The sequence below is a fragment of the Stenotrophomonas sp. CCNWLW162 genome, assembly GCF_037203745.1.
GTDB classification, from domain to species: Bacteria; Pseudomonadota; Gammaproteobacteria; order Xanthomonadales; family Xanthomonadaceae; genus Stenotrophomonas; species Stenotrophomonas maltophilia_AQ.
On the sequence record NZ_JBBCBL010000001.1, the window covers coordinates 951,305 to 964,261 of the forward strand.

General features: G+C 65.5%; 8 protein-coding genes. 6 read left to right on the plus strand and 2 right to left on the minus strand.

The features are described from left to right. The first annotated feature begins 127 nt into the window (after window positions 1–127). From V9K93_RS04565 to lpxH, 5 genes are all read left to right on the plus strand, one after another. Window positions 128–3,061, plus strand: a complete 2,934-nt coding sequence (locus V9K93_RS04565) for a TonB-dependent receptor domain-containing protein (RefSeq protein WP_337302134.1) — start codon at window positions 128–130, stop codon at window positions 3,059–3,061. A gap of 330 nt (window positions 3,062–3,391) precedes the next feature. Next, entirely contained in the window at window positions 3,392–6,316 is a 2,925-nt protein-coding gene (locus V9K93_RS04570) for a TonB-dependent receptor domain-containing protein (RefSeq protein ID WP_337302135.1), read from the plus strand. A gap of 144 nt (window positions 6,317–6,460) precedes the next feature. Continuing rightward, the gene (locus V9K93_RS04575; protein WP_046982500.1) at window positions 6,461–7,606 is read left to right on the plus strand and encodes a glycosyltransferase family 4 protein; all 1,146 of its coding nucleotides are present in this window, start codon (window positions 6,461–6,463) and stop codon (window positions 7,604–7,606) included. Then, window positions 7,587–8,126: a phosphatase PAP2 family protein gene (locus V9K93_RS04580; protein WP_337302136.1), complete on the plus strand. Its 540-nt coding sequence runs from the start codon at window positions 7,587–7,589 to the stop codon at window positions 8,124–8,126. The genes V9K93_RS04575 and V9K93_RS04580 overlap by 20 nt, the downstream gene beginning before the upstream one ends. A 160-nt stretch (window positions 8,127–8,286) precedes the next feature. Continuing rightward, window positions 8,287–9,033, plus strand: a complete 747-nt coding sequence (gene lpxH, locus V9K93_RS04585) for a UDP-2,3-diacylglucosamine diphosphatase (RefSeq protein WP_046982502.1) — start codon at window positions 8,287–8,289, stop codon at window positions 9,031–9,033. A gap of 87 nt (window positions 9,034–9,120) precedes the next feature. Here lpxH and V9K93_RS04590 read toward each other — a convergent pair whose 3' ends face one another. Beyond that, entirely contained in the window at window positions 9,121–10,374 is a 1,254-nt protein-coding gene (locus tag V9K93_RS04590; protein WP_046982503.1) for a zinc-dependent metalloprotease, read from the minus strand. Between the two features lie 225 nt (window positions 10,375–10,599). Between V9K93_RS04590 and V9K93_RS04595 the strand changes: the two genes are divergently transcribed. Next, on the plus strand, window positions 10,600–12,057 hold the full coding sequence (locus V9K93_RS04595) for a T6SS phospholipase effector Tle1-like catalytic domain-containing protein (protein WP_337302137.1): 1,458 nt from the start codon (window positions 10,600–10,602) through the stop codon (window positions 12,055–12,057). A gap of 70 nt (window positions 12,058–12,127) precedes the next feature. Here the strand turns inward: V9K93_RS04595 and V9K93_RS04600 are convergent, their stop codons facing one another. Continuing rightward, on the minus strand, window positions 12,128–12,952 hold the full coding sequence (locus V9K93_RS04600; protein ID WP_337302138.1) for a ferritin-like domain-containing protein: 825 nt from the start codon (window positions 12,950–12,952) through the stop codon (window positions 12,128–12,130). Window positions 12,953–12,957: the final 5 nt, after the last annotated feature.

The following is a 12,957-nucleotide window of genomic DNA, read 5'->3' on the forward strand; positions in this document are numbered from 1 at the left end:
TACGAAGTCTTTACAGATCATTAACCAACGAGACTACTATCAGGTCACCGGCTCAGTCCTTGGACCCGCCGGCTTCTTCGACGCCCACTTTGGCGTCTTTTGCACGACCTGAGAGAGAGAGCTCGCCATGACTTCACGCACCACCGCACTGGGGCAGGCCATCCGCTATGCCCTGGCAACCACCGCAGCGCTGGCTTCGCTGCCTGCGTTCGCCCAGGACGGCAGCGGCGCCACTCCCACCAACCTCGACCGCATCGAGATCACCGGTTCGCGCATCCGCCAGGTGGACGTGGAAACCGCCCAGCCGGTGTTCGCGATCACCCGTTCGGCCATCGAGCAGCAGGGCTTCAGCTCGGTCGCCGACATCCTGCAGAACGTCACCGCGATGGGCAGCCCGGCGATCAGCCGCGCCAACGCGCTGACTGCCGGTGAGAACGCGGGTGGTTCGTACATCGACATGCGCAACCTGGGCACCCAGCGCACGCTGGTGCTGATCAACGGCAAGCGCCTGGGCATCAGCACCTCGGGCTACCAGGACATCTCCACGATTCCGGTCTCGGCCGTGGAGCGCATCGAAGTACTGAAGGATGGCGCGTCGGCCATCTACGGTTCCGATGCCATGTCCGGCGTGGTCAACATCATCACCCGTTCCAATGTCACCGGTGTGACCGCCAACGTCTACCACGGCCAGTACAGCCAGGGCGACGGCGCGCGCGACCGCTTCGACGTGGTGGCCGGCTGGAGCAATGACCGCATCTCGCTGACCCTGGCCGCTGAACACTCCGAAGAAAAGTCGGTATGGGCCAAGGACCGCTGGTTCAGCGAGTACGGCATCACCGACCGCCATGCCGACAACCTGACCAACTGGACCACCATCAGCCAGTGGGGCCAGTTCACCGGCCTGAAGGGCGGCCCGGGCTGCAAGGTGGCTGCCGGTTGCAACTACTCGCTCAACCGTGGCGCCGACCCGACCAACCCGGCCAACTACCACCTCACCGATCCGTCTGCGTTCACCGGCGATGTCAGCAACGCCAACGAGCAGATGCACGTGAACTATCCGCTGAAGCGCGACTCGGTGTACTTCGACGGCCGCTTCAAGATCACCGACAACGTCAACTTCCGCGCCGAGCTGGGCTACAACAAGCGCGAAGCAACCCGCCAGATCGCCGGCTACCCGCTGCAGTCGAGCACCCCGGGTATCGGCTCGATGTCGGTTGACAGCTACTTCAACCCGTTCGGCAACCAGCACGGCTACGCCAACCCGACCGCCGTGGCCTGGAACCGCCGCACCTGGGAAGTGCCGCGCGTGACCACCAGCGAGTTGAAGACCTACCGCGCGGTAGCTTCGTTCGACGGTTCGTTCGAGATTGGTGAGCGCTTCTTCGACTGGGAAGTGGGCTACCAGTACAATCGCAACGAGTTGGAATCGACCGCCACCGGCAACCTGCACAAGGGCCGCGTCGCCGCCGGCGTAGGCCCGTCGTACTACAACGCCGCCACCGGCAAGGTCGAGTGTGGCCGCCCGGGCGCGCCGATCGCCAACTGCATGCCGTGGAACCCGCTGGTGCCGTACGGCAAGATCGATCCGAACGGCATCGATGGCAATGCGGCTCTGCAGCAGTGGCTGTTCCCGCCGGAGGTCACCACCGGCAAGACCACCAGCAAGAACTTCTTCGCCAACATCGCCGGTTCCATCGTGACCCTGCCGGCCGGCGACCTGGGCTTCGCGTTCGGTGTCGAAAGCCGCAAGGAATCGGGCCAGTACCGCCCGGATCCGCTGGCGCAGACCGGTGCCACCACCAACCTGGCCGCTGGCCCGACCGGTGGCGACTACAAGGTCAGTGAGGCGTACCTGGAAATCAACGTGCCGGTGCTGGCCGACCTGCCGGGTGCGAAGGAACTGACCTTCAACGGCGCGACCCGCTTCTCCGATTACGACACCTTCGGCAACACGCTCAACAGCAAGTTCGGCTTCAAGTGGAAGCCGTTTGATTCGCTGCTGGTCCGTGGCACCTGGGCCGAGGGCTTCCGCGCCCCGACCATCAACGACCTGTACGGCGGTGGTTCGGAAACCTTCGCCCAGTTCAGCGATCCCTGCGACGTCCAGTTCGGTTCGTCCAAGACCAGTGCCGAAGTGCGTGCCCGCTGTGCGCGTGACATCGCCAATGCCGACACTTTCCGCCAGCTGAAGCAGGGCAACCAGGCTGTCACCACCGCCACCGACGCCACCCCGGTGCCGTTCGTGTCCGGCTCGGATCCGAAGCTGACCCCGGAAACCTCGACCAGCAAGACGCTGGGCCTGGTCTGGAGCCCGAGCTTCATCAAGAACTTCAACGCCTCGCTGGACTGGTGGAAGATCCGTATCGACAACACGATCGTGTCCGATACCCCGACCCAGATCCTGATCGACTGCTATGAGCAGGGCGTTGCTGCTCGCTGCGCCCGCTTTACCCGTGACACCTCGACGGGTCCGACCGCCGGCATCGTCAACAAGCTGACCTTCGGTAGCCGCAACTCCGGCTTCATGGAGACCGAAGGTTACGACCTGGACCTGAACTACCGCCTGGATACCAGCGTCGGCAAGTTCAACGCCGGCTGGGCCACCACCTATGTCAGCAAGAGCATCTACCGCTCGACCAACGACACCACGGTGGTGCCGACTGTTTCCAACGGCATCGGCAGCAACTTCCGCGTCCGTTCGAACCTGGTGCTGGGCTGGGACCTGGGCAACTTCGGCGTGAGCTGGACCGCGCGCTACTACTCCGGCGTGAAGGAACAGTGCGTGGACATCCGTTCGTACCCGGGTGAATGCTCGGATCCGAACGTCTACGCCCCGTGGTACAAGGGTGCACGCAACTACAACGAGCGTGGCTCGGTCACCTTCCACGATGTGCAGTTCCGCTACTCGCTGCCGTGGGATGCAACCGTCTCGGTCGGTGCCAACAACGTGTTCGAGAAGTACGGCCCGGTCATGTACAGCAAGCCGAACTCGGCCTTCTCGTACTACGGCGGTTACGACATCGGTCGCTTCGTCTACATGAAGTACCAGCAGCGCTTCTGATCCATCGCGCGGCAATGCACCACGACCACGGCCCTTCGGGGCCGTGGTTTTTTTGTTTCTGCGCAGGTTGACGTGTTTGACAGGCTCGGCCTCCTTCGCTGCGTCTCCATCGCGGCAATCCCGGAATGGCGGTGACGCGTCATCGAACAGCGCAGCCACCTGATTCGCATCGACTTTGTGCAGATGCGTCAGCCTCGCCGATTGCAGATTCGTACCTTTCCCATACCTCTCTCATCGGGCCTTCACTAGCGTCGAGTCTCCACCGTCTGCGGTGGTATTTGCGCCGTCCGCTTTGGCAGCGCACCGAAGACCTAGAAGAGAGAGAGACCCATGACCATCCGTACTCCCGAACTGGGGTTGGCGATCCGTCGCGCGCTTGCGATGACCGCAGCCACTGCGCTCGCCGTTCCTGCATTCGCCCAGCACGCGCCGGACGCCACCACGCTCGATCGCATCGAGATCACCGGCTCGCGCATCCGCCAGGTCGACCTGGAAACCGCGCAACCGGTGCTGACCATCAGCCGTACCGACATCGAGCGGCAGGGCTTCAATTCCGTCGCCGACATCCTGCAGAACCTGACCGCGACCGGCAGCCCTGCCCTCAGCCGTGCCAGCCCGCTCAGCGCGGGCGAGGCCTCTGGTGGCAGCTACGTGGACATGCGCGGCCTCGGCCCGCAGCGCACCCTGGTGCTGGTCAATGGCAAGCGCCTGGGCATGACCACCTCCGGCTACCAGGACATCTCCAGCATTCCTGCCGCTGCCGTGGAGCGCATGGAAGTCCTCAAGGATGGCGCCTCGGCCATCTACGGTTCCGATGCGATGGCCGGCGTGGTCAACATCATCACCCGCCGCAACGTCGAGGGCGTGACCGCCAGCGTCTACCACGGCCAGTACAGCGAGGGCGACGGCGCCCGCACCCAGTACGACGTGGTGGCCGGCTGGTCCAATGACCGCGCCTCGATCAGCGTCGCCGCCGAGCATGTCGAAGAAAAGGGCGTGTGGGCAAAGGACCGTGGCTTCAGTGCCTACACCTACACTGATCGCCATCCGGACGACGGCTGGACCACGGTCGGCCAGTGGGGCCGCATCACCGGCTTCAAGGGCCCGGGCTGCAGCAACAGCCGTGGCTGCAGCTATTCGCTCGACCGTGGCAGCCAGCCGGGCGGTCCGGACAGCTTCCATCTCAGCGACAACACGCCGTTCACCGGCGACGTCAGCAACAGCAACGAGCAGATGCACGTGCAGACGCCGATCAAGCGCGACTCGATCTTCGTCGACGCACGCATGGATCTCAATGACCAGGTCCGCTTCAACACCCAGCTGGCCTACAACCGGCGCACCACCACCCGCCAGATCGCGGGCTATCCGTTCCAGTCCGCTGCCGCCGGCATCACGCCGATGTCCGCCGACAGCTGGTTCAATCCGTTCGGCAGCCACCATGGCTATGAAAGCCCCAGCGACGTGCACTGGAACCGCCGCACCTGGGAGATTCCACGCGTCAGCACCAGCGAACTGACCACCTGGCAGGGCGTTGCAGCATTTGAAGGCAACTTCGCGTTCGGCGGTCGCGAATTCGACTGGGAAGCAGGCTACCAGTACAACCGCAGTGAACTGAGCCAGCGCGCCACCGGCAACCTGCACAAGCAGCGCGTTGCCGATGCCACCGGCCCCTCGTTCTACAACCCGGCAACCGGCAAGGTCGAATGCGGTACGCCGGAGGCGCCGATTGCCGGCTGCAAGCCCTGGAACCCGCTGGTTCCGTATGGCCAGGATGATCCCTATGGCCTGACCGGCAATCCGGAACTGCAGGACTGGCTGTTCCCGGAAGAACTCACCCGTGGCCGTACCACCACCCGCAACCTGTTCGCCAGCCTCAGCGGCAGCCTCGCCACGTTGCCGGCCGGTGAGCTGGGCTTCGCCGTCGGTGCCGAGAGCCGTCGCGAAGATGGACGTTTCATCCCCGATGCACTGGCACAGACCGGCGCCACCACCAACCTGGCCTCAGGTCCTACCGGCGGCGGCTATCGTGTCGACGAGGCGTACCTGGAGCTGAGCGTGCCGGTGCTGCGTGACCTGGCCGGTGCACGTGAGCTGAGCCTGAGCGCTGCGACTCGCTACTCGGACTACACCACCTTCGGCGGTACCCTCAACAGCAAGTTCGGCTTCACCTGGAAGCCGATCGACCAGTTGCTGGTCCGCGGCACCTGGGCCCAGGGCTTCCGCGCACCGACCATTTCCAACCTGTACGGCGGTGGCTCGGAGACCTTCACCACCGGCTTCCGTGACCCCTGCGACACCGTCTACGGCGCTGCGGCCAGCAGTCCGGAAGTGCGTGCACGCTGCGCCGCCGACATTGCCAATGCGGACAGCTACCGCCAGCTCGGCCAGGGCAATGAACCGATCACCGGCAGCAGTGGGCAGACTCCCCTGCCCTTCACCAACGGCTCCAATCCCAACCTGAAGCCCGAGACCTCGACCAGCCGTACGCTGGGCCTGGTCTGGAGCCCGACGTTCGCCGAAGGGCTGAACATCGCCCTGGACTGGTGGAAGATCCGCATCGACAACACCATCGTCGCCGACCACCCCAACGACATCCTTCGCGACTGCTACGAGCTGGGCATTGCCGAGCGCTGCGGCAGCTTCACCCGCGATCCGGAGCTGGGCATCGTCAACAAGCTCAACTATGGCAGCCGCAACAGCGGCTTCCGCCAGGCCGAAGGCTATGACCTGGAGGTCGGCCACAAGATCGAAACGTCCTGGGGCACGCTGAGCGCCGACTGGAAAACCACCTATGTGGTTGCTGCGGAAGAACGGACCACCAACGAGGTCGATGTACCGCCGATTCCCAGCAATGGCATCGCCACCAATGGGGGCATCGGCTTCCGCGTGCGTTCCAACGCGTCATTGGGCTGGGAGCGTGGCGACTTCGGCCTCACATGGAGCCTGCGCTATTTCTCCGCAGTGAAGGAACGCTGCCTGGGCCTGGCGGACTATCCGAACGAGTGCTCGCACCCGAACCAGCGCGCACCGTGGTTCAGTGGCACGCGCGACTACAACCGCCGCGGATCGGTCACCTTCCACGACGTGCAGGCCCGCTATAACCTGCCATGGGACGCCACTGTTTCAATCGGCGCCAACAACGTGTTCGGCCGCCAGGGCCCGGTCATGTACAGCCAGCCGAGTTCCAATTTCTCCTACTACGGTGGTTTTGACATCGGCCGTTTCATCTACATGAAATACCAGCAGCGCTTCTGATCCACCACACGGCGTGAGCTGTTACGCCACGGCCCTTCGGGGCCGTGGCGTCGCGCGTCCAGGCCTGCGTCATCTGGCGGTCGCAAAGCGGTCATATCGGCTACATCGCCAGGACCGAGCATGCCGGAAACCCGGAGGCCCGCCATGCGCTATGCCATCGTCACCGAGACCTATCCGCCGGAAGTGAATGGCGTTGCCCTCACCGTGCAGGGCCTGGAACAGGGGCTACGCGCATCGGGGCATGACATCGACCTGATCCGGCCACGCCAGGCCAGCGAAGCGCTGGATTCAGCACCCGGCACCCTGCTGGTCCCGGGTGCAGCGCTGCCGCGCTACCCCGGCCTGCGCTTCGGCCTGCCCGCACCGATCCGGCTCGGCCGCCACTGGCAGCAGCAACGCCCGGATGCAGTGTACGTCGCCACTGAAGGCCCGCTGGGCTGGTCGGCACTGCGCACCGCGCGCCGCCTCGGCATCCCGGTCGCCAGTGGCTTCCACACCCGCTTTGACGAGTACCTGCCCGACTACGGCGTGGCCTGGCTGCAGGCAGCGGCAATGCGCTGGATGCGTCGCTTCCACAACCAGGCCGATGCGACCCTGGTGCCAACCCGCGAGCTGCAGCAGTTCCTCGGCGAACAGGGCTTCGAACGCGTGCGCCTGCTGGCGCGCGCAGTCGACAGCCAGCAGTTCGATCCGAGCCGTCGTGACCCTGCGCTGCGCGAGGAATGGGGTGTGGACGGCAACGGCCTGGTAGCGATCTACGTCGGGCGTATCGCCGCAGAAAAGAACCTCGGCCTGGCGGTGAAGGCGTTCCGCAGGCTGCAGCAGATCCGGCCGAAGGCACGCTTCGTGTGGGTCGGCGATGGCCCGGCCCGCGAGAAGCTCGCGCATGAAAACCCCGACTTCATTTTCTGTGGCATCCAGCGCGGAGATGCCCTGGCACGGCACTTCGCCAGCGGCGATCTGTTTCTGTTTCCCAGCCGCAGCGAGACTTTTGGCAACGTGACCCTGGAAAGCATGGCCAGCGGCCTGGCAACCGTGGCCTTCGACTACGGTGCCGCCCGCGAGTACCTGCGCAACGGCGAGAACGGCGCAGCGGTGGATAACGACGAGCAGTTCATTGAAGCGGCCGTGCAACTGGCCGCTGATGATGCGCAGCGCCACGCACTGGGCAGCAATGCCGCGCAGGCGATGAAACGCCTGCATCCACAGCAGGTGGTGGCCGAGTTCGATGCCCTGCTGGCCGAGCTGGCCCAGTCGCGGAGGAGCGGCCATGCGCACCACGCCGCTTGAACTGCTGGCCGGCCGCGAAGCACGGCTGTGCCGACGGGCCAACCACTACTGCCGGCGCCGCCGCGTGCGCCGCCTGTTCTCGGTCATCAGCCGGCTCGGCGATGGCGTGTTCTGGTATGTACTGATGGGCGCGCTGGTGCTGCTCGATGGCTTCGATGGCCTGCGCGCCTCGGTGCACATGGCAGCCACCGGCCTGGCCGCGCTGCTGCTGTACAAGAGCCTCAAGCGCTGGACCCGGCGCCCGCGCCCGTACGCCGCCGACCTCCGCATTCGCGCCTGGGTGGCACCGCTGGACGAATTCAGCTTCCCCTCCGGACACACCCTGCACGCAGTGTCGTTCACCATCGTCGCACTGGCCTACTATCCGTGGCTGGCACCGCTGCTGGTGCCGTTCACCGTCGGTGTGGCGCTGTCGCGCGTGGTGCTGGGCCTGCACTACCCCAGCGATGTCCTCGCTGCCACCGGCATCGCCGCGTTGCTGGCCGCGGCCAGCCTGGCTTGGTTGCCGCTGCCGGCGTGACGTGCTTTCCGCCGGGCATGGCCCGGCGCCACCGGTCAGCACGCGATTCCCGGGCAACGCCGCGCCAGGCCCAGCGAGCGCAGCAGCCCCTTGGTAGCGCCGGGCCGTGTCCGGCGAGCGCAGCGGCATCCCCGGCGGGCGGATGCCCTAGAATGCAGGCATGACCACGCTGTTCATTTCCGACCTGCACCTGGACCCCAGCCGTCCGGAGATCACCGACCTGTTCCTGCGCTTCCTGCGCGAGCAGGCGCCCACCGCCGATGCGCTTTACATCCTCGGCGACCTGTTCGAAGCCTGGATCGGCGACGACACCCCCTCGCCCGCCGCCGATGCGGTGGCCGATGCGTTGAAGGTGCTGACCGACAGCGGCGTGCCCGCATACTTCATCCGTGGCAACCGCGATTTCCTGCTCGGCGAGGACTACGCACGCCGCGCCGGCCTGCGCATCCTGCCCGACCCGTGCGTGATCGAGCTGTACGGCCGCCCGGTGCTGCTGCAGCACGGTGACCTGCTGTGCACCGATGACATCCCCTACCAGCAGTTCCGCGCACAGACGCGCGACCCCGCATTCCAGGCGCAGTTCCTGTCACAGCCGCTGGCCGCGCGCATCGCGTTCGCACAGAAGGCACGCGACGCCAGCCAGGCCCGCCAGTCGGAAATGAAGCAGGGCGATCGTGCGCAGTTCGAGACCGTGACCGACGTGGCCCCGGCCGAAGTCGATGCCACCTTCGTGCGCCATGGGGTGGACACCATGATCCACGGCCATACTCATCGCCCGGCCATCCATGCACTGCAGGTCGGTGGCCGTGCCTGCACCCGCATCGTGCTGGGCGACTGGTACGAACAGGGTTCGGTGCTGCGCGTGGACGCCAATGGCTGGACCCTGGACACGCTCAGCCGCGAATGATGGATCGCAGGGTGCCAACCAAGGTTGGCATCTACCAGAGCAGGTGCACGCGCCCTGGTAGACGCCGACCTTGGCCGGCGCCTGGACTCAGCGGAAGGCCGCGATGGTGGCCTTGGTGTTGACCAGCACACGCTGGTTGTCGGCACTGCTGGCGATGCCCATCGGCACACCGTTGTAGCTGATGTTCGGATTGGACCAGTAGTTCAGCCGCGGGCAGCCGGCCGAGCAGTCATAGGCCATGATCGTGCGCCAGCGCGATCCGCTCGCCGGCTCATAACGATAGCCGTGGCCATAGGCGTACGGTGACGTGCTCGGATCACTGGCGATGTCGTGCCGTGCGCTCTGCAGGTGGCCGATTTCATGAGCGAACGAGTAGTAGCCCGTGGCGCAATCCCAGTACACCGCGGCAAACGCGGTCGATGCGGTGGAACCGATACCCGAAGCCAACCCGCAGTAGCTGGTGTTGTTGATCAGCAGTACACCGACGTCGGCAGCGGTGTTGTTGCGGCTGGTATGGATGCTGTCCATGTAGCCGTCGCTGGTGTTGCGGAAGCGGGTCAGGTCGGTGGTGAAGTTGCCGGACTCGGTGTAGCTGGTGGTCTCGTAGCCGGCCAGCTGCATGGTGATGCCCACGTTGCTGTTGACGTAGCCCTGGTTGGATTCGGCTACCGCCAGTTGCACCAGCGACTGCATGTTGCCGCCATAGGCTGCGACGGCGGCATTGGTCGCCACCACCAGCACGCGGATGGTCGCCGGCGTACCGGACGAAGCCTGCGCGATGCCGATGCGATCGTTGTCGCCCATCGGAATCTTCGGCAGCTGGTTGTAGTCGGCCGGATGGTCGGCCGGCATGCGCGACTCGTCCACTTCCACCAGCACATGGCGGTTACCCAGCGGACGCAGCCGGTAGAGCTTGCCGTCCTTGCGGATTGAACCGGTGATGGTGTTGCCCGAACGCACCAGGATCACTGAATTGCCAGGATCATCCTGGCCGTTCGAAGTGGCAGCGGTCAGCCGGTCGGAGGGCGAGCGGAACTGCCCATACCAGATGCTGCCGCCATCGGGCAGCGACTCGACCTTGCTGCGTAGTGCCTGTACGCGCTGGCCGAGCAGTTCGAACTCCAGCTGCGGCTGCGCGGTGGCAGCAGCATCGACACGCACTTCCTGTACCGTCGCTGTGGACGGGGTGGCGAGCAGCTTGCCCAGCGCGGGCTCACTGTTTGCCGATGCCCGGCTGATGACCGTCACCGGCTCGAACAACGGTGCGGCGTGCGCGGCCGCCGCCACCGACAAACCCAACACCAGGCCACCTGCCGCTTTGCCAATCGATCTGGACAACATTGCGTCGCTCCTTGAATGATGTGAACAGCGTTGATGCAGCACGCCCGGGTTTGCCGGGTCTGGCCATCTGGCCTGCGCGGGTCGTGTGAATTCAATAGAAGATGGGAATGAAAATCAGGAAGTGTGATCGACCGCATCTGCGTTCAGTCAGGTCAAAAGCGTCACTACACTTCGCCAACACATCGCTTTCGCGCTACCGCGACGCAGCCACGACGGGGAATGCACATGGCACCATCGCAGGACACGGACGAAGATGTCGGCTTGCTGCGGATCGGCCTGTTCTTCGATGGCACCCGCAACAACGCACACAATCTGGAACGCGGCCGCCCGCAGCTGCCACAGCCGCGCCCGGCCCAGCTCCGCGCCGATGACGATTCGACCTACCAGAGCCGGCTGACCAGCAGCTACGACAACGGCCTGACCAACATCGCCCGCCTGCAGCAGCTGTACCCGGATAGTCGCCGCGATACGCTGGCGACTGCATCGCTGTCGATCTATGTGGAAGGCGTCGGCACCCGCGATGATGCAGACGACGACCTGATCGGCCTGGCCTTCGGTATCGGCGCCAGCGGCGTGCGGGCCAAAGTGCAACGCGCGCTGCAGGTGCTGCTGCCGGCCGCGCTGGGCGAACTGGCCACACGCTGGCAGCAGCCGCTGCGCCGCGTGCAGCTCGACCTGTTCGGCTATTCGCGCGGTGCCGCCGCTGCACGTGATCTCGCCAACCAGTTGCAGGCCTGGGACAACGCACGCTGGCGGCAACTGCTGCAGTCGTCCGGCCTGTCCTGTACCGGTGACTTCGCTGCCGCAACACCGGCACTGCGCTTCATCGGCCTGTTCGACACCGTGGTTGCAGTCAATGGTGGCCGCGCCGACGAACAGCCACGGCTCGCGCTGCGTACCGGCATCGCCGGTCAGGTGCTGCAGTTGAGCGCACGCGACGAACACCGCCAGCACTATCCGCTCACCAGCGTGGCCCCTCCCTTCACCGAAATCGCACTGCCGGGCGTGCACGCCAACATCGGCGGTGGCTACAACCAGATCGAAGAAGGCCCCAAGCTGCTCAGTCGTCCGCGTCGGCAGCAGCTGCGTCGCACGGCCATTGCCGATTACCAGATACCGCCCCTGACGGTGCTGCAGGCAACCACCGCCTATGCCGAAGCGCAGGCCGATGCCGAGCGCTGGCGGCAGCAGCTGGGCGCGGACCAGAAGGAAGTGTGGGTCGATGTCTGGCACCAGTGGCAGCAGCAGCGTCGAGCAGGCAGCCGCAGCGTCCTGCTGTCACCGGTGCTGTACGTGACTGCTGCCGTGGTGCTGCGCCGGCGCATCGACTGGCGGTACCAGCTGATTGCGCTGCAGGTGATGCAGCAGCACGCACGCGATGCCGGCGTTCAGTGGCGTGCCGATGCAGCCGATGTTCCAGGCTGGGCGCTCCCCTCCGCGCTGCTGCCGATTGCACGGCGACTGGTCGCCGGGCAGACGCTGACCCCGACCCAGGAGTCGCTGCTGAGGCGGCGCTATCTGATGCAGTCGGCGCACTGGAATTTCGATGCACTGGGCGATACCGCACTGACCTATGCCGCCGATGCCGGGGTGAGCGAACTGCCCTACCGGCCAGGGCCCGGCCTGTTCTACATCAACCGGCCGACGGTGGATGGCAGGCGCGTGGTGTTGCCGAACGGGTGAAGCAAAAAAAGGGACGGAGGGGATCAGGTCGTTTGTGCCTCAAACGACCTGATCCCCTCCGTCCCTTTTTTCAGCCGGCCTGCTCGACCAGGTTGGCCAGTTCGTCGGCATCGAAGCCGGCCAGCAGTCGCGCCTCCAGATTGAAGGGGCCATACAGATAGCCGCCAGCGTATTCGACCAGCAGCTCCTTGAAGCGTGCGCGCGGCTCGATACCGGCACGGTCGCAATACCAGCGGAACCAGCGCGAACCCGCAGCGACGTGCGCCACTTCCTCACGCAGGATCACCTCCAGCACATCGGCGGTTTCAGCGTCACCGACATTGCGCAGTTTCTCGATCATGCCCGGAGTCACGTCCAGGCCACGTGCTTCCAGTACCCGCGGCACCAATGCCATGCGTGCCAGGCCGTCATGCGCAGTCTTTTCGCACATCTCCCACAAGCCGTTGTGCGCGGGGAAATCGGCGTAATCATGGCCGTGGGCCTGCAGGCGTTCGCGCAGCAGCATGAAGTGCCGGGATTCGTCGTCGGCACAACTCACCCAATCGGCAAGGAACGCCGACGGCAGGCCACGGAAGCGATACACCGCATCCCAGGCCAGGTCGATCGCGTTGAGTTCGATGTGGGCGATGGCATGGATGAAGGCAGCCCGCCCTTCCACGCCGCCCAGCCCGCGCCGCGGCACTTCGCGCGGATGCACCAGTACCAGCTGCGCCGGCCGGCCCGGCATGCGGATCGGCTCGGGCGGCGGCGCATCGGCCGCCACCTTCAGGCGGCCGGCACGGAACGCGGCCGCATAAGCCTGGGTCAGCGCGACCTTGCGCAGCGCGTCGGCTTCCGCCAGGCACTGCTGCGCGGCACGCAGCAGATCGCCACCGACGTCGGGCACGTCAATCACGCCTG